The 17,188-nt window shown below is 73.9% G+C and carries 19 protein-coding genes; 9 read left to right on the top strand and 10 right to left on the bottom strand.

Going from position 1 to position 17,188, the window contains the following annotated elements:
- Positions 1 to 285: 285 nt before the first annotated feature.
- The 6 genes from IQ279_RS25670 to IQ279_RS25645 form a co-directional block, all read right to left on the bottom strand.
- Positions 286 to 1,275 carry an ArsA family ATPase gene (locus IQ279_RS25670; protein ID WP_206351705.1) on the bottom strand — a complete coding sequence of 330 codons (990 nt, stop codon included), beginning with the start codon at positions 1,273 to 1,275 and terminating at the stop codon, positions 286 to 288.
- Positions 1,266 to 1,523, bottom strand: a complete 258-nt coding sequence (locus IQ279_RS25665) for a cory-CC-star protein (protein WP_093848858.1) — start codon at positions 1,521 to 1,523, stop codon at positions 1,266 to 1,268. The genes IQ279_RS25670 and IQ279_RS25665 overlap by 10 nt, the downstream gene beginning before the upstream one ends.
- Complete coding sequence (locus IQ279_RS25660; protein WP_206351704.1) at positions 1,520 to 3,220, bottom strand: carbon starvation CstA family protein; 1,701 nt, start codon at positions 3,218 to 3,220, stop codon at positions 1,520 to 1,522. The genes IQ279_RS25665 and IQ279_RS25660 overlap by 4 nt, the downstream gene beginning before the upstream one ends.
- Positions 3,221 to 3,406: 186 nt before the next feature.
- Positions 3,407 to 3,580, bottom strand: coding sequence for a hypothetical protein (locus tag IQ279_RS25655; RefSeq protein ID WP_206351703.1), 174 nt, complete (start codon positions 3,578 to 3,580; stop codon positions 3,407 to 3,409).
- Positions 3,581 to 3,587: 7 nt separating this feature from the next.
- Positions 3,588 to 3,902 carry a P-loop NTPase family protein gene (locus IQ279_RS25650; protein ID WP_206351702.1) on the bottom strand — a complete coding sequence of 105 codons (315 nt, stop codon included), beginning with the start codon at positions 3,900 to 3,902 and terminating at the stop codon, positions 3,588 to 3,590.
- The gene (locus IQ279_RS25645; protein WP_206351706.1) at positions 3,899 to 4,069 is read right to left on the bottom strand and encodes a hypothetical protein; all 171 of its coding nucleotides are present in this window, start codon (positions 4,067 to 4,069) and stop codon (positions 3,899 to 3,901) included. The genes IQ279_RS25650 and IQ279_RS25645 overlap by 4 nt, the downstream gene beginning before the upstream one ends.
- 501 nt (positions 4,070 to 4,570) lie before the next feature.
- Here IQ279_RS25645 and IQ279_RS25640 point away from each other — a divergent pair.
- The 6 genes from IQ279_RS25640 (at position 4,571) to IQ279_RS25615 (ending at position 11,828) form a co-directional block, all read left to right on the top strand.
- The gene (locus IQ279_RS25640) at positions 4,571 to 6,232 is read left to right on the top strand and encodes a glycoside hydrolase family 13 protein (protein WP_307792539.1); all 1,662 of its coding nucleotides are present in this window, start codon (positions 4,571 to 4,573) and stop codon (positions 6,230 to 6,232) included.
- Between the two features lie 257 nt (positions 6,233 to 6,489).
- A complete protein-coding gene (locus IQ279_RS25635) occupies positions 6,490 to 7,521 on the top strand; it encodes a 3-oxoacyl-ACP synthase III family protein (RefSeq protein ID WP_206351700.1) in 1,032 nt (343 codons plus the stop codon).
- The gene (locus IQ279_RS25630) at positions 7,518 to 8,258 is read left to right on the top strand and encodes a glycosyltransferase family 2 protein (protein WP_206351699.1); all 741 of its coding nucleotides are present in this window, start codon (positions 7,518 to 7,520) and stop codon (positions 8,256 to 8,258) included. The genes IQ279_RS25635 and IQ279_RS25630 overlap by 4 nt, the downstream gene beginning before the upstream one ends.
- Complete coding sequence (locus tag IQ279_RS25625; RefSeq protein WP_206351698.1) at positions 8,258 to 9,742, top strand: class I adenylate-forming enzyme family protein; 1,485 nt, start codon at positions 8,258 to 8,260, stop codon at positions 9,740 to 9,742. Before IQ279_RS25630 ends, IQ279_RS25625 begins: the two co-directional genes overlap by 1 nt.
- Positions 9,739 to 10,887 carry a cytochrome P450 gene (locus tag IQ279_RS25620; protein WP_206351697.1) on the top strand — a complete coding sequence of 383 codons (1,149 nt, stop codon included), beginning with the start codon at positions 9,739 to 9,741 and terminating at the stop codon, positions 10,885 to 10,887. Before IQ279_RS25625 ends, IQ279_RS25620 begins: the two co-directional genes overlap by 4 nt.
- Entirely contained in the window at positions 10,884 to 11,828 is a 945-nt protein-coding gene (locus tag IQ279_RS25615) for an NAD-dependent epimerase/dehydratase family protein (RefSeq protein WP_206351696.1), read from the top strand. Before IQ279_RS25620 ends, IQ279_RS25615 begins: the two co-directional genes overlap by 4 nt.
- A 142-nt stretch (positions 11,829 to 11,970) precedes the next feature.
- Here IQ279_RS25615 and IQ279_RS25610 read toward each other — a convergent pair whose 3' ends face one another.
- From IQ279_RS25610 to IQ279_RS25600, 3 genes are all read right to left on the bottom strand, one after another.
- Positions 11,971 to 12,462, bottom strand: coding sequence for a hypothetical protein (locus IQ279_RS25610; RefSeq protein WP_206351695.1), 492 nt, complete (start codon positions 12,460 to 12,462; stop codon positions 11,971 to 11,973).
- Positions 12,459 to 12,899, bottom strand: a complete 441-nt coding sequence (locus IQ279_RS25605) for a DUF6193 family natural product biosynthesis protein (protein WP_206351694.1) — start codon at positions 12,897 to 12,899, stop codon at positions 12,459 to 12,461. Before IQ279_RS25605 ends, IQ279_RS25610 begins: the two co-directional genes overlap by 4 nt.
- Before the next feature lie 294 nt (positions 12,900 to 13,193).
- A complete protein-coding gene (locus IQ279_RS25600; protein ID WP_206351693.1) occupies positions 13,194 to 13,394 on the bottom strand; it encodes a hypothetical protein in 201 nt (66 codons plus the stop codon).
- 449 nt (positions 13,395 to 13,843) lie between these two features.
- Between IQ279_RS25600 and IQ279_RS25595 the strand changes: the two genes are divergently transcribed.
- Together IQ279_RS25595 and IQ279_RS25590 are read left to right on the top strand one after the other, a co-directional pair.
- Positions 13,844 to 14,083: a type II TA system antitoxin, ParD family gene (locus IQ279_RS25595; RefSeq protein ID WP_206351692.1), complete on the top strand. Its 240-nt coding sequence runs from the start codon at positions 13,844 to 13,846 to the stop codon at positions 14,081 to 14,083.
- On the top strand, positions 14,083 to 14,460 hold the full coding sequence (locus tag IQ279_RS25590) for a toxin Doc (RefSeq protein ID WP_206351691.1): 378 nt from the start codon (positions 14,083 to 14,085) through the stop codon (positions 14,458 to 14,460). The genes IQ279_RS25595 and IQ279_RS25590 overlap by 1 nt, the downstream gene beginning before the upstream one ends.
- A 327-nt stretch (positions 14,461 to 14,787) precedes the next feature.
- Here the strand turns inward: IQ279_RS25590 and IQ279_RS25585 are convergent, their stop codons facing one another.
- On the bottom strand, positions 14,788 to 15,753 hold the full coding sequence (locus tag IQ279_RS25585) for a glycoside hydrolase family 6 protein (RefSeq protein ID WP_206351690.1): 966 nt from the start codon (positions 15,751 to 15,753) through the stop codon (positions 14,788 to 14,790).
- A gap of 406 nt (positions 15,754 to 16,159) precedes the next feature.
- Here IQ279_RS25585 and IQ279_RS25580 point away from each other — a divergent pair, with 406 nt between their 5' ends.
- Entirely contained in the window at positions 16,160 to 17,173 is a 1,014-nt protein-coding gene (locus tag IQ279_RS25580; protein WP_206351689.1) for a LacI family DNA-binding transcriptional regulator, read from the top strand.
- The last annotated feature ends 15 nt before the right edge of the window (positions 17,174 to 17,188 follow it).

Genomic DNA, 17,188 nt, shown 5'->3' with positions numbered 1-17,188 from the left:
GCTCGGTCACGTTCTCGCTGGTCATCGATGCATCTTCCTTGATCAGGAGTTACACCGATCGTTTTACAGTCCCTGACGTAGGGCATGGTCGATGCCGACGGATACGCCGAAGCCCGCGACGGTCTGCGGGAGCATGTCGTGCCGCCGAAGCGATCCGACACCCGCCGCCACCAGACCGGAGCGCAGTCTTCAGCTCGACCGGTCCGGCATATCGATGACTCCGGCCGCGCAGACTCACGTCAGCCGATCCGGAACGCTTCCGATACACGCCCTGCGACGCGGATCTCAGGAAGGGAAGGGCCCGAGCCGGTCCGCCAGCGCGGCAAGGGCCTTCGTGCCCACCAGATCCCCCGGCAGCAGCGGCACCTCCAGCAGGGGGACGTCCGGGACCCGCTGCCGCAACCGGGCGAGGTGCTCGTCCTCCAGCCTCCGTCGGCGGTCGAGCAGCTCACCGGCGCCGGCCGGGGAACGGCGGTTGGCGACGAGCGCGGCCACGCCGACACCGAGGCCGGTCAGCTTCTCGTACACCTCCACAGTCTCGGCGATCGGGAGCACTTCGGCGGTGAGTACGAGCACGAATCCGGTCCGCGCCGGGTCCGTCACCACCTCGCGCAGCCGGGAGAAGCGGTCGCGCCGGCGCAGCAGGATGCGGCGCAGCTCGGCGTCGCGGTCGCTCTCCCCGCCGCCGAGACCGCGTACCGCGGCGCCGAACCGCTCGGACCGGTCGCGGTTGGCGAGCAGTGCCTCGGTCCAGGAAGTGAGCTGCTCGGGCAGCGCGAGCAGCCGCAGCGTGTGTCCGGACGGCGCGGTGTCGAAGACGACCAGGTCGTAGGCCTCCTCTGCGAGTTCCACCGCCTCGGCGATCCGCTCCAGCACCGCCGACTCGTGGGTGCCGGGCGCCTGCCGGGCCAGTTGCAGGTGCCGGGCTGCCGGCGCGTGCATCCGCTCGGGGAGCAGCCGCCGCATCGTCTCGGCGACCGCGGACAGGTGCTGCTCGACCGTGCGCTCCGGGTCGATCTCCAGCCCGTCGACGTGGCCGGCCGCCCCGGCCCGGGGGACGATGTCCCCCGGGCCGGCGAGACGTACGGGCTCGTCGCCCACGGGACGGCCCCAGAGGTGGCCGAGGTTGTGGGCGGGGTCGGTGGAGACCAGCAGCACGCGGGCGCCCGACCGGGCACGGCCGAGGGCGAGCGCCGCAGCGACGGACGTCTTGCCGACCCCGCCCTTGCCGCCGACGAAGACGACCCTGCGCGAGGTGATGAGGTCTAGCAGCACCCGATGTGCTCCAGTGGTGAGCGGTCCATGCCCATACGGCGGTGCCAGGCGTGGAAGTCCTCGTAGAGGGCGGGCATCAGCTCGGCGGTGTAGTACGCCGCCGGATCCGGTACGCCCAGTGCCTCCGCGAGGACCACCATCCGGAACAGGTCGTCCTCCTCGCGCCGGGCGCGGGCGAGGGTACGCCGATAGGGACCGGCGTAGAACTCCTCCAGCCCGGCCCGCAGCGAGGCCCAGCGGGACGTCACTTCGTCAGTTCGCCCTTCTCCGCCACATCGGCGTCGAGAGCCTCCGGCGGCTCCCGGGACGCCCGCCTCATCGCGACGACCGCCTCGAAGGCGACCCACAGGGCGGCGACGATGATGACGAGGTCGATGATCAGCAGCAGCCAGTCCCCGGCTTCGTGGAAGTCGCCGAGCTGCACGACCGCGGCCCAGAACGACATGACGAACACGACCGCGAGCGGGATCAGCGCGGGCGCCGGATTGCGCCGCTTGCGGATCAGCATGACGGCGACGATGGACAGCGTCAGAGAGGCCAGCAGCTGGTTGCTGGTTCCGAACAGCGGCCAGATGCGCAGGCCGCCCTCGCCCCCGGCGCCCTGGCTGAAGGTGAGCCCCGCACCGACGGCGAGCGTGATGAGGGTGCCGGCCACATTGCCGATCCTCACCTTCGCGACCTCGCCGGCCTCCTGGACGACGAAGCGCAGCAGACGCACGCCGGTGTCCATGGTGGTGGCGGCGAACAGGATCGCCATGGTGGCCAGAACCGTCGAGCTCAGCGACACGGGCAGGCCCAGTCCGCTGTTGAGGATCGCGCCGCCGCCCTCGACGAACGCCGCGACGCCGCCCTGGCCGAAGGCGCTGTAAACGGCCTCCCAGTCGGCCAGGGTGCGGTAGCCCGCGACGGCGGCGATGATCGCGCCGAGCGCGAGCAGGCCCTCGCCGACCGCTCCGAAGTAGCCGACGAAACGGGCGTCGGTCTCCTTGTCCAGCTGTTTCGAGCTGGTGCCGGAGGAGACCATGCCGTGGAAGCCGGAGATCGCGCCGCACGCGATGGTGACGAAGAGCAGCGGCACGAGGTCCGGGGTGCCCGCGGGCACGGCGTCGTTGAAGGCCGGGGCGACGACCGTCGGAGCGCTCACCAGCACCGAGACGAACAGGATGCCGAGCCCGACGAAGAGCTGGACACCGTTGATGTAGTCACGCGGCTGGAGCAGCACCCACACGGGCAGCAGGGAGGCTATGCCGGCGTAGACGAAGAGGGCGACGATCCAGAAGGTCGCCGGGGACATGCCCAGGATCGGGTCGGGCAGTTCCACCGGGACGGCGTCGCCGAGGAGGATCAGGCCGTAGAGCGCCGCGACGCCCACCACGGTGACCAGGCCGAGACTCATCCTGTAGCGGTAGACCGCCTGGCCGATCAGCAGCGCCACCGCGACCGCGCCCCAGGCCGGGATCACCGCCGAGGGAGTGGAGATCAGCAGGTTCTTGATCACCACCGCGAAGGCCGCGACCACCATCAGGAGCAGCAGGAAGATCACGACGAGGAAGAGGTTGGCGCCCCGGCCGCCGATGTAGCGGCCGGAGAGCGTGCCGATCGAGCGGCCCTTGTTGCGTGCCGAGGCCCACAGGGCGCCCAGGTCGTGCATGCCCGCGAAGAAGACCGTACCGAGGGTCACCCACAGGAACGCGGGCAGCCAGCCCCAGATGACGGCGACCGCGGGGCCGACGATGGGCGCCGCGCCCGCGACCGAGGTGAAGTGGTGTCCCCACAGCACGAACTTGTTGGTCGGGACATAGTCCACGCCGTCCTGCAGTTCGTGCGCGGGTGTCCGAAAGGACGCGTCGAGCTTGTAGACCCGGTTGCCCAGGAATCTCGAGTACAGGACATATCCGCCCGCGAACATCGCGAGGCCGATCAGGAGCAGGGGAAGCGCATTCATACGAGAGGCCCTCTGAGGTCTGGAAGACGGAGTGCCGGTCCGCACGAGACGTGCGCCCGGCAGGCAGACAGCGAAGACGGCGGAGCGTGGCCTTCCTCGGCCGGGGCGGGCCGGCGGCCGGGATGACAAAAACGGCCACTTGCCCCCCCTTTCAGACGTTTTGGCGGTGAATCCGGATGTGGTGTGCTACACCTGGGCGGCGGCTGTGCCGCAGCCCTCGGCGAGCGGCTCGCCGAGACGAAGACCGGCCCCGGCCACCTCGGCGGCACCACTTCCGCCGTGCACGCCGTGGCCGGTGTCGTCGCCGGCGCCGACCTCGATGCCGGATTTACCGATCTTGACCGAAAACGCTCCCTTCATAGTCCGTTCATGCTAAGCGACCGATCAGGTGATGAGGAGTCCCTGGAGGCCGGTGATGGCCAGCACACCGGGCGGACGCCGCGATGCCGCCGAACATTCTCACCGGAGCGTGGAGGGCCGCCCCGGACACCCCGAGCGCGGCCAGGAAGGACCGCAGCATCCGGCGCATCAGCAGGTCGTCGGATTCCGGCGACCGGTAGCCCTGCATGTCGGCGAAGAGCACCCCGCCCGGGAACCAGCCCTCCTTTCGGCAGGCTTGGTCGGCGGCCTGGAGGACAAGTTCCGTCTTGCCGACGCCGGGCAGCCCGGCCACGGCCATCACCAGGGCACCGGCCCTCTCCGGTCGCGGGGCCAGGGCGGAGGGCCGTACCTGCTGCCGAGCAGGCCGGCCTGGGCCTGCGGGTCCACATCGCCGGGCAGGCACAGGTAGCCGCCCTCCGGACCGAGCCGGGCCAGCAGGTCGTCGACGGTCGCTTGCGTGAGCTCCATGGCGGGCAGTCAAGCGCACCGCACCGACAACGGGCATCGCCCGGTCTGAGGCTCAAGGCCGTGAGGTCGGAAGCTTGACGGCTGGCGGCAGCCGGTTTGGCCGTCCACCGGTACTCAGGAAGCAGAGCCCCGGTAGAACCGGCAATCGGTCAAGACGAACCGTTCGCAAGGCCAAAAGGCTCCGCTGCCGAGCCAGGGAACCCGCGGAGCCCGGCATACCCGCGGCCCAGACCAGCTGAGGCGATGAGCCCGCGTCCGGCGCCGGCCGGCGGTGCTGGATTCCCGCCGCGGGCATCCCGGGCCGGCCGCCGGTCAGCAGGCGCCCTACACGGACATCTTCGGCGGCGGGGCGGGCAGACATTTCCGGAAGCCTTCCACCGACGGGCCGCCCGCCCCGGCACCGCCTGCTCGGAGGCCTCGCGCGGAAATCCGCGGGGCTCCCCACAGGCGCCGTCAGGCGGCCGCCCCCTCCGACATCCCGATCACGCCCCAAGGAGAGACGTGGCATTCGCCCGGAACACCGCCGACTGGTGGCGCGACGCCGTCATCTACGAGGTGTACATCCGCAGCTTCGCCGACGGCGACGGCGACGGCATCGGCGACATCGCCGGAGTGCGGCAGCGCCTCCCGTACCTCACCGCACTCGGCGTCGACGCGCTGTGGCTGACCCCCTGGTATCCGTCCCCCATGGCCGACGGCGGCTACGACGTCGCGGACTACCGGGACGTCGACCCGCTCTTCGGCACGCTGGAGGACGCGCGGGCCCTGGTGGAGGAGGCGCACGAGCACGGACTGCGCCTCCTCATCGACATCGTCCCGAACCACACGTCGTCCGCGCACGCGTGGTTCCGTGAGGCGCTGTCCGGCGGGCCAGGGGCCCGCGCCAGGGAGCGCTACATCTTCCGGCCGGGACGCGGCCCCGGAGGCGAACTGCCGCCCAACGACTGGAGAAGCGTCTTCGGCGGCCCCGCCTGGACCCGGATCACCGAGCCCGACGGCTCGCCGGGCCCGTGGTATCTGCACCTGTTCGCCCCCGAGCAGCCGGACCTGAACTGGGACGACACCGAGGTGCGGGCCGAGTTCGAGTCGATCCTGCGCTTCTGGCTCGACCGCGGCGTCGACGGAGTGCGCATCGACGTGGCACACGGACTGGTGAAGGCGCCCGGTCTGCCCGACATCGGCTCCCTCGACGGCAAGCTCCTCGAAGGAGCGGGCGACCCGGACCACCCGCACTGGGACCGCGAGGAGGTGCACGAGATCTTCCAGGGCTGGAGGAACATCGCCGACGCCTACGACGTTCCCCGCGCGTTCGTCGCGGAGGCCTGGGCGGGCTTCCCCGAACGGCTGGCCCGCTACGTCCGCCCCGGCGAGCTGCACACCGCGTTCAACTTCGACTACCTGATGGCGCCCTGGCGCGCCGGCCATCTGCGCCGCGTCGTCGACGAGTCGCTCACCGCACTCGGCGCGGTCGGCGCCCCGGCCACCTGGGTGCTGTCCAACCACGACGTCGCCCGGCACGTGTCCCGCTACGCCAGGCCGCAGCCGGACGGGCCACTGCGCTCGCTTTCGGACCTGCGGGGGCCCGCGGACCTGCGGCTCGGTACCCGCCGGGCCAGGGCCGCCGTCCTGCTCACCCTCGCCCTGCCCGGCGGCGCGTACCTGTACCAGGGCGAGGAACTGGGCCTGTGGGAGGTCGAGGACCTTCCCGGGGAACTGCTCCAGGACCCCACCTGGCAGCGCTCCGGGCACACCGACCGGGGGCGTGACGGCTGCCGTGTCCCGCTGCCGTGGAGCGGGGACGGCCCTCCGTTCGGATTCAGCCCCGACGGTGCCGGGAGGGCGCCCTGGCTTCCGCAGCCCGTCGCCTGGAAGCCGCTGACGGCCGAGACCCAGGACCGCGATCCGTCCTCGATGCTGAACCTGTACCGGTCGGCGCTGGCCCTGCGCCGCAGCCACCCGGCCCTCGGGGACGGCACGCTCATCTGGGACAGCGCCCCGGACGACCCGGTGCTGTCGTTCGTCCGCACCCCCGGGTTCCGGTGCGTGGTGAACCTCTCCGACGAGCCGGTCGCGCTGCCCGCCTCCAGCGAGGTGCTCCTGGCCGGCGAGGAGTTGGAGGGGAATCTTCTGCCGGGCGACACGGCCGTGTGGCTGGCCCTGTGACCCCGGACGAACCGCCCGCCGGCCCGGTGCGGCCGGGCTCGCCCTCAGAAGGGGACGGGCACCGGCACGTCGACGATGTCCCGTTCGGATGACCGGGGCGGGTGGGGGCGTATCCCTTTCGGGCGGGTGGCAGGGGCGGGCCGGAGTCGTGCGGTTTTCGCCGGTTTCCGGGCGGGCCGGTGACCGGTCGATCACCTATTCCAGTTGAGTACGGGCACTCAGGCGGGCTGTCCTGATCCGCTCGTAGCGTCCGGCCCATGCACACAGACCATGCTGCTCCCGAGCCGGTGCGCCGCCGGGCGGGCATCACCGCGGTGGCCTCCTGCCTGCCGGAACTCGAAGTGACCTCACGGCAGTTGCAGGAGCGCCTCACCGCCGCCTCCGGGCTGTCCCTGCCGGCGCGCATGCTCGAACGGACCACCGGCATCGTCTCTCGCCGGGCGGCCGCGGAGGACGAGTACGCCTCGACGCTCGCGGTGCGGGCGGCGCGCACGGTACTGGGCCGGGCCGGGCTCACCCCGTACGACGTGGACCTGCTGGTGTTCGCCTCCGCCACGCGGGACGTGGCCGAACCGGCGACCGCGCACATCGTCCAGGCCGAAATCGGTTCGCGGGCGCACGCGCTGGACGTGACGAACGCGTGCAACAGCTTCGTCAACGGCATCGACACCGCGCGGGCGATGATCCTCGCCGGCCGCGCCCGCCGGGCCCTGGTCGCCACCGGGGAGACCCCCAGCCGCGCCGTGCGGCACGCCCCCTCCGGCCCCGGCCAGCTCCGGGACGGCTTCGCGGGCTACACCTTCGGCGACGCCGGGGCCGCGGTCGTCCTGGAGGCCGTGGACCGGGGCGGCATCCTCGACGTGGACACCGAGACGCACTCCGAGCACTGGTCGGTCGGCGGCATCTTCGGCGGCGGTTCGCGCCACCCCCGCGGGGACGAGCACACCTACTTCCGCGGGGACGGCGGCGAACTGCGCGAGGTCTTCGAGAAGGTCGGCACGTCGGTGCTCGACCGGATGCGGCAGCGCACCGGGCTGGAGTGGGAGGACTTCCGGCACATCCTGGTGCACCAGGTCACCGTGCCGTACCTGGAGCGGTTCACGGAACTCACCGGTGTCCCCCGGGACCGGCTCGTCGTCACCGTCCCCGAACTCGGCAACATGGCGAGCGCCACCCTCGGCGTGCAGCTCGACCGCGTCCACGGGCGTCTGCGTCCCGGCGACCGGGTCCTGTTCGTGGGCCTGGGCGGCGGGATCAGCATCATGACGATGGTCTGGGAGAAGGCATGAGCGCCCTGTGGGTGATCGTGCCCGCGCACCAGGAGGCCGCGCGCATCGGCGCCACCCTGGACGCGCTCGCGGCCCAGCGCGACCGCGACTTCACCCTCGTCGTCGTGGACAACGCCTCCACCGACGGCACCGCGGCCCTCGCCCGCGACTTCGCCCGCCGGGCGCCCTTCGCGGTGCACGTCGTCGGCGAGCCGGAGAAGGGCGTGGGCTGCGCCGTGGACACCGGCTTCCGGTACGCGATCGGGCACGGCGCCACACTGCTGGCCCGCACCGACGCCGACTGCCTGCCGCGGCCCGGCTGGACGGCGGGCGCCCGCGACGCCCTGCGGCACGGCGCGGGGCTGGTGTGCGGACGCGTCGAGGCACGCCGCGACGAGCACGGACCGCTGGGGCGGGCCGCCTTCCGCGTGCTGGTCCGCACCGCCGCCCTCTTCGGCCGCGTCCGCCCGGCCCACCACCGCCGCCACGGCTATCTCGCCCCCTACCGGATGCACGCCGGCAACAACATGGCCATCACCGCCGCGCTGTACGAGGCGGTCGGCGGGATGCCTCGCCGCCCCTCCCCCACCGACCGGCTCTTCCTCAACCGGGTTCGCCGCCGCACCACCGCCATCGCCCACGCCCGCGACATGGTCGTGGAGAATTCCACCCGCCGGCTGCGCGCCTACGGCCTTATCGGCACCGCCCGCTGGTACCTCGACAAGGGCCCGGGCCGTCACGGGGAGGACCCGCGCTGATGCTCGACGCTCTCGCCGCTGCCCTGCGGCGCCGTCCCGACCGGCCCGCCGTACTCGGCACCACCCGCAACGGAGCCGTACGCAGCAGGATCACGTGCGCGGACCTGGCCGACCTCGCCGACCGCTGTGCCGCCGCCCTGCACGCGCGGGGCGTCGCGCGCGGCGCCACCGTCGGCGTCGCCGTACGGCCAGGACCCCGGGCCCTGGCCGTGATGCTGGCCGTGCACCGCCTCGGCCTCCGGGCCGCGGTGCTCGACCCGGGCGCCGGGCCGGACGTGCTGCGCGCCCGTCTCGCCCTGGCCCGCCCCGACATCGGCCTCGCCGACGCCGCCGCCCAGGCGGTCGCCGGATGGGCCCGGCCGCTCGCCCGCCGGGCCCGTCTGGCCCTGCCCGACCTCGCGGAGCTGGGGCCGGTGGCCACGGTCGGACCGCGGCTGCCCGGCTGCGCCCCCGCCCTGGACACCGGGGTCCGGGGCGCGTTGCCGCACCCGGTGGACGGGGACGGCGACGCGGTCATCGTGTTCACCTCGGGCACCACCTCCCGGCCCCGCGCGGTGGTGCACACCCGCTCCTCGCTCGCCGCCGGCATGGCCGCGGTGGCCGATCTGGTCCGGCCCGAGGCCGGACGGCCCGTTCTCGGCGGGACCTTCTTCGTCCTGGTGCCGTCCCTGGCGAGCGGAGCACCGGTCGCGCTGCCCGCCCGTTCCCCGCGCGTGCTCTCCCGCCAGCTGCACCGCCTCGCCCCGCAGGCCACCTATCTGACGCCTCCGCAGACAAGGCGGCTGCTCGCGGAGGGCGGCCGGTTCACCGGGCGGGTGTGGACCGGATCGGCCCCCGCGAGCGCCGGGCTGCTCACCCGCGTCAAGCGCGCGGGGGCCAAGGAGGCGTGGGGTGTCTACGCGCTGACCGAACTCTTTCCCGCCGCGGCGGTCGAACAGGCCGACAAGGCCGGCTTCACCGGAGAGGGGGATCTGGTCGGCGCCCCGCTTCCCGGTGTGGTGGCCAGGACCGACGCCTCGGGGGAGCTGCTGCTGTCCGGCCCCGCCGCCCGGGACCGCTACCTGGGCGAGGATCCGGACCCCTGGGTCGCCACCGGCGACCGGGCACGCCTGGACGGCGGCAGGATCGTGCTGGAGGGCCGCCGCAAGGACATGGTCCTGCGGGGAGCGGAGAACATCTATCCGGGGCTGTACGAGCCGGCGCTGCACGTACCGGGCGTCGAACTCGCCCTGCTCGTGGGCGTGCCGGCCGGGGACGGCGACGAGCGTCTGATCGCCGTCGTGCAGCCGGACGCCGGGGCGGACCGCGGCGCGCTGCGGAAGGCCCTGGACGGACCGCTGGGGCGCATGGGTTCGGCCCGGCCGGACGCGGTGCTCTTCGCCGACATCCCCCTGTCCGGCCGCTCCCTGAAGCCCGACCGCGCCGCCACCGCGCGGCTCGCCGCACGGCGCCTCGCCGGCCCGAAGCGGGTGCATGCCGGATGATCACGCCTCCCGCCGCCCCCACCCCATCCGCCCTCCGTACCGCCCGGCGTCGCGACCGGCGCGTCTACACCCGTTCCCACCCCGTGCTGTTCGCCCTCCTCGCCGCCGCCCGCCGCCGCGCTGTCACCCGTATCGGCGGCGCGGTGCTGGTGCACGGCACCGAGCCTTACCGGCAGGCTCTCGTCCGCCTCCCGCTGGACCGCGCCGCGGCCGGCACCACCGGGGGCGCCGCCCGCGGACTGTCCGCCGGCGGCACGCTGTTCGACCAGGAGGGCACCGGCCACCGTGCCGCCCGGCGAGCGCTCACCGACGAACTCGGCGCGGCCGGGGTGGAGCGCCTGCGCCCGGTGTGGCAGGAGGTCCTGGCCCGCCGGCTCGCCCCGCTCGAAGCGGGCCGCGACGTCGACCTGGTGCCGTTGGCCCGCGAAGTGGCCGGCGCCACCGTCCGCTCGCTGCTGCACGCCACCGGCGGACCACAGGACATCGCCTCGGCGGCCGCCGCCGCGGCGGCCGCCGCCGTGCGCGACCACCTGCCCGGTCCAGGGAGGCCGGGCAGCGCACGCGCGGCCGCCTCGGCGGCCGCGCGGCTGGAGGATCTGCTCACTCCTGCCCGTGGCGAAGCGGCGGAGCCGGCCCTGCGGGCCATGCTCGCGGTCGCCGCCGTCAACACGACCGTCGCGGCCCTCCCCCGCGCCGCCGCCTGGTGCGCCGACGCGGGGCTGTGGGAGCAGGCGGCCGACGACCGGCTGCGCCCGGCGCTGGTGGGCGAACTGCTGCGGGTGACCGCCCCCTCGCCCCTGCTGCCCCGCGTGGCGGCGGCCGACGCCGAGCTGGACGGCTGCCCGGTACGGGCCGGGGACCGTCTGATCCTGGTGGCCCGGCACGCCGCGCGGGCCCACGACCGGCCACCGGACGCCCACCGCCCGGCCCCGCCCGCTCTGGCCCATCTCGTCTTCGGTACCGGCCCTCACACCTGCCCCGGTGCGCGTCTGGCCCGCGCCCAGCTGGACGACGCCCTCGCCTCGCTCGCCCCTCACCGCCCCACCGTCTCGCACGCCCGCGCGGACCGGGGCGCGGCCCTGCCCGGCTGGCGCTCCCTCACCGTCCGGGCGGCCGAGGCCCGTAGATCCCCGGAGGGCGGATGACCACGATCGCCGTCACCGGCGCGAGCGGCTTCTGCGGCTCGCACGTCGCCACCGCGACCGCCGCCCGCGGCGCCGACGTCCTGTGCGTCGGGCGGCGCCCCGGCCCGGTCGGCCGGCACATCCCCTGGGACGCCACGCGCGAGGTGCCGGACCTGGCCGGCGCCGATCTCGTCGTGCACTGCGCGGCGGCCGTCGGCGACCCGGTGCCCGGCTCCCCGGCCGAGGCCGCCATGCACGCCGTCAACGTCGACGGCACGGTGCGGCTGCTGGAGGGGGCCGCCGGCCGGCCGGTGGTGTGGGTGAGCAGCGCCAGCGTCTACGCGCCCGGGGGCGGGCGCGCCCTCATCACCGAGGAGCATCCGGTGCGCGGGCACCTGAACGCGTACGGCCGCACCAAGGCCGCCGGCGAGGCGCTGGCGCTGGCCGCGGGCGCCGTGGTGCTGCGTCCGCGGGCGGTCTACGGCGCCGGGGACCCGCATCTGGCGCCCCGGCTGCTGGCCCGTATCCGCCGTGGTCTGCTCATGCTGCCGGGGCCCAGCGTGCGGCTGAGCCTGACCGCCGTGGAGAACCTCGCCGACGCCTGCCTCATGGCCGCCGGCTGGCCGGCGGGCGCGTACAACATCGCCGACCCGGCGCCGTACGAACGGGACGAGGCGATCCGGACGGTACTGCGCGCCCACGGCGTACGGGCGCGCATCGGCCACATCCCGCTGCCCGTGGCCCGGGCCGCGGCGGGTGCCGTCCAGAGGCTGGCCCGGCTGCGCCCGCACGCGGAGCCGCCGCTCACCCGCTACGCCGTCGACCAGCTGGCGCACTCCGTGGTCCTGGACGTGTCCAGGGCCGGGGCACAGGGGTGGGTGGCCGACCGCACTCTCGACGACTACGAAACCGCCCTCCTGAGGAACCGCCGGGAACCAACACGCGGGCGGGCGACGCGCTGACCGGCGAGAGGCCCGGAGGTCCCGGGCGGAGACCGGCAGGGCCGTCCTGCAGAGGATGGAAGAGCGGCACGAGGCACCCGGGGCAGCACGGCCGGGCCGCCCGGGGGCAGCCCACCCACTGCCGACGATTCCGGGCGCCGGGCTACAGGTAGCTCTCGTCGTGGCGGGCCCGGCGCCACTGCGCCTCGAACTCCTCCCGCCCGATCTCCTTCTCCGGCAGGCCGGGGTCGAACAGGTCCACCACCGGCGGGTTGAAGATCCAGTCCTCCGGTCCGCTTCTGAGGGCGGTCCCGTCCCCGGTCAGCTCCACCTGCCGGAGCCTGCGCCCGTCGCCTTCCGCCTCCATGACGACGGCCCGGTCGGCCAGCGCACCGAAACCGGGGCGACCGCGCTGAGCATCTCGCCGGTCGCGCAGCTCACCCAGGCCGCCGGGCAGAACCGGCGCGTCGACGTCGGCCTCCTCCAGATCCCACGCCCCGGCCCTCTCGACGGCCTCCGGGTCATCGACCACCTCGACCTCGGCGAGCCGCTCGGCCACCTCCCGGGCCGACCGGGCCCACACCCACCACCACAACCCACCCATCCCGTAGTCGTGGAGGACCAGGAAACGCACCCGGGGCGCGGTGTCTGTCATACCGGCCGACAGTACCGAACCCCGCATATGTGAGTCCGGGCGGGAGTCCGGAAGGGGCCCGGGCCGGCAACACCGTCGCTCACCCCGTACGTGCCGTCGCTGTTCGCCGCCAGGCACGGTCCGACGGCGGTCAGGCGCGGGCGGGTGATGGTCGAGAAGCGCAGCGCCCAGTGGCTCGTGAACGGGTAGACGGGATCATGGTCGGGCACTTCGAACCGGCCGGTCAGGTGCACGAAGGGCGCCACACGGCGAATGTCGTCCAGGGCCGCCCCGTCGTGCCAGGCGCGGGCGGTCCCGGCGACGGCCGCCAGGTCGCCCGTCCCGCCCTCGACGAGGGCCGCGCCCTGGAACGGGCCCGTACCGCGGATCGACCACCGTCGTTGGCGCGGCCATGCGCTGATCCGCGGCGGCCCGCGGTACGGCAGGACGCTTGCCACGGCCGCGTGGAGCAGTGGAGCAGCGGCCGGGGGCGTGGCGGGGACAGCGCCGGGACGGCCCTCCGTCGCGGCCCGGAGCGCGGCGGCGAGGCTGCCGCCGGCCCACGCGACGTCGGGGTGGATCCCCGGGAGTTTCCGGGGCCGTCAGGCTGCCCGAGGGCTCACGGACGGACTCGGCCGCGGCCTCCGGCGCCGGTCGCCACCGGCGCCCGCCTGCGCGGGAAAGCCGATGCGTACCGCGGGACGTGGCATCGTGCCGGGCACGGGCGGACCGTCGGCCTCCGGCTCGGTTCTCTACTCACCGCCACCGTCGTCGCCGGTCCGGCTCAGGCCCCGGCGTTGGTTCTTCCCGGAGCGGCGCAGCATCTCCCCCGCGGCGAGCGTCACGGCCGCCGCAACGCGGACCCAGCGCGGCCCGCCGCGCTCCGCCCACACCACGCATACGCACCCGCCGACGACGAGCGCCAAAGCTCCGATCAACAGCAACTCAGCCATGCTCCCCCGCCTTTGCGCTTGTCCATACGGTCCGGACGATCGTCTCAGGCCGGAGCGGAACACCCCAACGGAGATGTCCCGTCGGACCGCCGCCGGGACAGCAAGCCGGGCAGGCGGAACGGGCCTGCGGCAAAAAGGGTTCCGTCCCGGGCTCGGGAGCCGGGCCGGAGCTTTGAGGTGTGCCCTCCGAACGGGACCGGCCTTCGGCTCTCGGAACGGTGAGCGGAGCGGATCCGCCGCGCTGCCGGTGTCAGCCGCAGGGCCGCCGGGACGACCACAGGCGCCACCGGTCACAGGGCTGTTCCGCTTGTGTCCGCGGAGGCTGCGTGCCCAGCCGTCACCCCGGCGGCACTGAGCGACAGCACGGCGAGTGGGACGGTGACCGCGAGTCGCGGATTGCGCGGCCGTCCTCCCTGGCCGGTCAGGTACCAGATAGGTACCATGCGGGTATGCCGTCACTGAACATCACCTTCACCGAGGAAGAGCTGGAGGCGGTCCGCGCCGCCGCGGCCGCCGAGGGCAAGTCCCTCAAGCAGTACGTCCACGACCTGCCGCTGCGCGAGAAGCAGCGCCTGCAGTTCACCGGCTACGCCATGACCTGGGGCGAGGAGCACCGGGCGGAGTTCGACGAGGCGTTCCCCGACGAGGCGCCGCCCGCCCGCCGCACCCACGGGGCCGAAGCCGCCTGATGAACCCGCTGTACATCGACGTCTCCTGGCTGCTGGACATCCAGGAGAAAGCCGTGCCCGAGGACCTGTCGGTGGCCGACTACTCGGCCCTGGTCGCGGCCGTAGCCCGGCACCGGACCCGCATCCCCCACCCGGACGCCACCGACCCCGATCCGGCCTGGCGGGCCGCTTCCCTGCTGCACACCCTGGTGCGGCTGGAGCCGCTGCCGTACCGCAACAGCCTGTACGCCTGCCAGGTCACCGCCGCCTACATGCACGCCTGCGGCCAGGGCATCGACCCCCCGTACGGAGCACTGGTGGACCTGGTCCGCGCCATCCAGGACCGCAAGGCGACCGTCTACCAGGTGGCCGACCGCATCCGCACCTGGCGCATCTGACCGCCGGACCGGCCCCCGCCGCCCGGCCGGCACGGTGTTCCGGGTCCGTCGCCGCCTGTGGGGGCGGTGCGGGCTGCGGGAACGCTTTGGGGCAGACGTCTTGCTGTGCAGTCCCGGCGCCGAAGAGAGCCGGCCCCGGCACCCGGGCCACACCGGGTGACGCCGGCCCGCCGCGCGGGCACGGACGACCGGGGCGGATCCTGCCCGATCCACTCCTCTTTCCGTGGCGCCCCGCGAGAGCAGGGCGTTCCTTGCGGCCGGGGGTCGCCGAGCGCGCTCCTCAAGGCGTGCGAGGCGTCCCCGGGCCGGGCTCGCGGGACTCGGCGATCAGTAGCCGTAGATCATCTTGTAGGCGACCTCGGGGAGGAACTGGCCGGCCGAGGAGCCGGCTCCGACGCCGCAGTTGCCGTCGGACTCGCCCGGAACCTTGATCCACAGCAGCATCTCGGCGCCGCCGCCCAGCTGGGTGGGGGTGCCGATACGGCGGCCCGAGGGGTTGCACCACTGACCGTTGGAGCCGTTGCCGTTGCGGCTGGTGTCCACGACGAACGGCTTGGTGTAGCCGTAGCGGGCCCTCAGTTCGCTGTTGACGGCGTTGCCGTAGGCGGTGTTCTCGGCCGTGGTGAAGTAGTTGGAGACGTTGAGCGAGAAGCCGCGGGCCTGCCGGAGGCCGGCCTCGTGCAGACGCTGGGCCATGGTCGCCGGGGCGGCCCAGCCCGGGTTGCCCGCGTCGAGGTAGACCCAGGTGTTGGGGGCCTGGCGGCTGAACTCGGTGAGGGCTCCGGTGAGCATGCGCTCGCGTTCGTCGATCTGGGCCTGCGTCATGCAGCCGTAGTCCCCCAGCGAGTCCGGCTCGAGGATCACGACGGCCGGGCGGTTGCCGATTCCGCCGGCGAACTGCGCGATCCAGTTCGCGTAGGCGGACGGCGAGGAGGCTCCGCCCGCGGAGTGTCCGCCGCAGTAGTCGCGGTTGTAGATGTTGTAGGCGACGAGCAGGGGCAGTTTGTCGGCGCGGTCCGCCGCCCCCGCGTACGCTCCCGTGGCCGTGCCGACGGCGCCGCTCCACGAGCCGAACCAGCGGGCCGTCGGGGTGTTGGCGATGGAGGCGTTGATCGCGGACGCCCGGCCGTCGCCGGGATTGGAGGCGACCCACCGCTTGGCGCTGGAGTCGGGGTCCACGTAGAACCCGTTGGTCATGGTGGTCGGGTCGGCGGCGTGGGCGGACGGCGCTGCGGTGAGCGCCAGCGGCAGGGCGAGGAGCGCTGCCGTGAGGGCGCGGATTCTGCGGCGCATGACGGTACCTCGGTTTCCTGGTGGGGGGGTGCGTCGCGCGCCCGCGCTCCGGACGTGCGACGTGCTGAAGGAGGTGCGGTGGTACGCCTTCCCACCGGCGACGGACTCTCCGGCGGGGGGACACGCGCAAGGGCTCGGTGAAGATTCTGGGAGCGCTCCCACTGGAAGCGCTCCCAGACTCCGGGAGCCTTCGCCGTGACAGGTATCGTGTGGTTGGGCCCATTGGGCTGTCAAGTACTCGGGAAATCACCGCCGATGGCACGGCGGAGGCATGCACCTTGTTTCTGGAAGCGCTTCCAGTCCTTGCCGGCTCCCGCCCCGCCCTCCTCGTCCACCGGGCGGGTGGCAGCCGGGCGGGCGGGGTGAGACGCTTCCCGTCCGGTCGGCAGGGAGAGGCTCGGGGGTCATGGCGAAGGATGTGGCGCGTCGGCGGTCGACGCTCGACGAGGTGGCCGAACTCGCGGGCGTGTCCCGCTCCGTGGCCTCCCGCGCCCTCAACAACGCCCCGTATGTCAGCAGCGCCAAACGCGAGGCGGTCGAGCGGGCCGCCCGGCGGCTCGGCTACGTGCCCGACACGACCGCCCGGGCGCTGGCCACCCGCCGGACGGGGGTGGCCGCCCTGGTCGTCTCGGGAGAGGACCCGTCGATCTTCGCGGATCCGTTCTTCGCCCAGGTGATCGTGGGGGCGTCGGGCGCTCTGGAGGAGGCCGACCTGCACCTGATGCTGTGCCTGGCCGCCTCCGGCCGGGGCCGCAGACGGGTGGGCGAGCTCCTCGGTTCCGGGGGCGCCGACGGCGTGATGCTGATGGCGCTGCGCGAGGACGACCCGCTGATCCACATGGCCGGGGAGACGGCGATGCCCGTCGTCTTCGGGGGTCGGCCGATCGGCCCGGCTCCCCGGTGGTACGTGGACGCCGACAACGTCGGCGGGGCCCGCGAGGCGACCGAGTACCTGATCTCGCGCGGCCGCAGGCGGGTGGCCACGGTCTGCGGGCGGCTGGACACCGGGGTCGGGCGCGCCCGGTACCGCGGCTACCGGGACGCCATGCTGGCGGCCGGCCTCGCCCCCCTCCCGCCACGGGAGGGGGACTTCACCGAATCCAGCGGCACCGCCGCCACGGCCGCACTGCTGACGGACCATCCCGAGGTGGACGGGGTGTTCGCCGCCAACGACAACATGGGGGCGGGAGCGCTGCGCGCGTTGCGCGCGGCCGGCCGGACGGTCCCCGGCGACGTCGCCGTGGTCGGCTTCGACGACCTGACCGTCGCCCGGATCGCCGACCCGCCGCTCACCACCGTCCAGCAGCCCATACAGGCCCTCGGGCGGAAGATGGCCCGCATGCTCGTCGCCCTCGTCAACGGACAGGACCCCACCCCGCTGATCCTGCCCACCCGGCTGATCGTCCGCGCCAGCGCCTGAAGGGAACGCGTTTTC

The sequence above is a fragment of the Streptomyces verrucosisporus genome (genome assembly GCF_017114865.1).
GTDB lineage: Bacteria > Actinomycetota > Actinomycetes > Streptomycetales > Streptomycetaceae > Streptomyces > Streptomyces fenghuangensis.
This window is presented reverse-complemented; position numbering and strand designations above follow the sequence as displayed.

Coding starts and splice junctions, on each gene's coding strand:
- IQ279_RS25625 (WP_206351698.1), top strand. CDS start 8,258: ATGCTCGACGCTCTCGCCGCTGCCCTGCGGCGCCGTCCCGACCGGCCC.
- IQ279_RS25635 (WP_206351700.1), top strand. CDS start 6,490: ATGCACACAGACCATGCTGCTCCCGAGCCGGTGCGCCGCCGGGCGGGC.
- IQ279_RS25580 (WP_206351689.1), top strand. CDS start 16,160: ATGGCGAAGGATGTGGCGCGTCGGCGGTCGACGCTCGACGAGGTGGCC.
- IQ279_RS25610 (WP_206351695.1), bottom strand. CDS start 12,462: ATGACAGACACCGCGCCCCGGGTGCGTTTCCTGGTCCTCCACGACTAC.
- IQ279_RS25620 (WP_206351697.1), top strand. CDS start 9,739: ATGATCACGCCTCCCGCCGCCCCCACCCCATCCGCCCTCCGTACCGCC.
- IQ279_RS25615 (WP_206351696.1), top strand. CDS start 10,884: ATGACCACGATCGCCGTCACCGGCGCGAGCGGCTTCTGCGGCTCGCAC.
- IQ279_RS25600 (WP_206351693.1), bottom strand. CDS start 13,394: ATGGCTGAGTTGCTGTTGATCGGAGCTTTGGCGCTCGTCGTCGGCGGG.
- IQ279_RS25595 (WP_206351692.1), top strand. CDS start 13,844: ATGCCGTCACTGAACATCACCTTCACCGAGGAAGAGCTGGAGGCGGTC.
- IQ279_RS25590 (WP_206351691.1), top strand. CDS start 14,083: ATGAACCCGCTGTACATCGACGTCTCCTGGCTGCTGGACATCCAGGAG.
- IQ279_RS25585 (WP_206351690.1), bottom strand. CDS start 15,753: ATGCGCCGCAGAATCCGCGCCCTCACGGCAGCGCTCCTCGCCCTGCCG.
- IQ279_RS25630 (WP_206351699.1), top strand. CDS start 7,518: ATGAGCGCCCTGTGGGTGATCGTGCCCGCGCACCAGGAGGCCGCGCGC.
- IQ279_RS25660 (WP_206351704.1), bottom strand. CDS start 3,220: ATGAATGCGCTTCCCCTGCTCCTGATCGGCCTCGCGATGTTCGCGGGC.
- IQ279_RS25645 (WP_206351706.1), bottom strand. CDS start 4,069: ATGGAGCTCACGCAAGCGACCGTCGACGACCTGCTGGCCCGGCTCGGT.
- IQ279_RS25655 (WP_206351703.1), bottom strand. CDS start 3,580: ATGAAGGGAGCGTTTTCGGTCAAGATCGGTAAATCCGGCATCGAGGTC.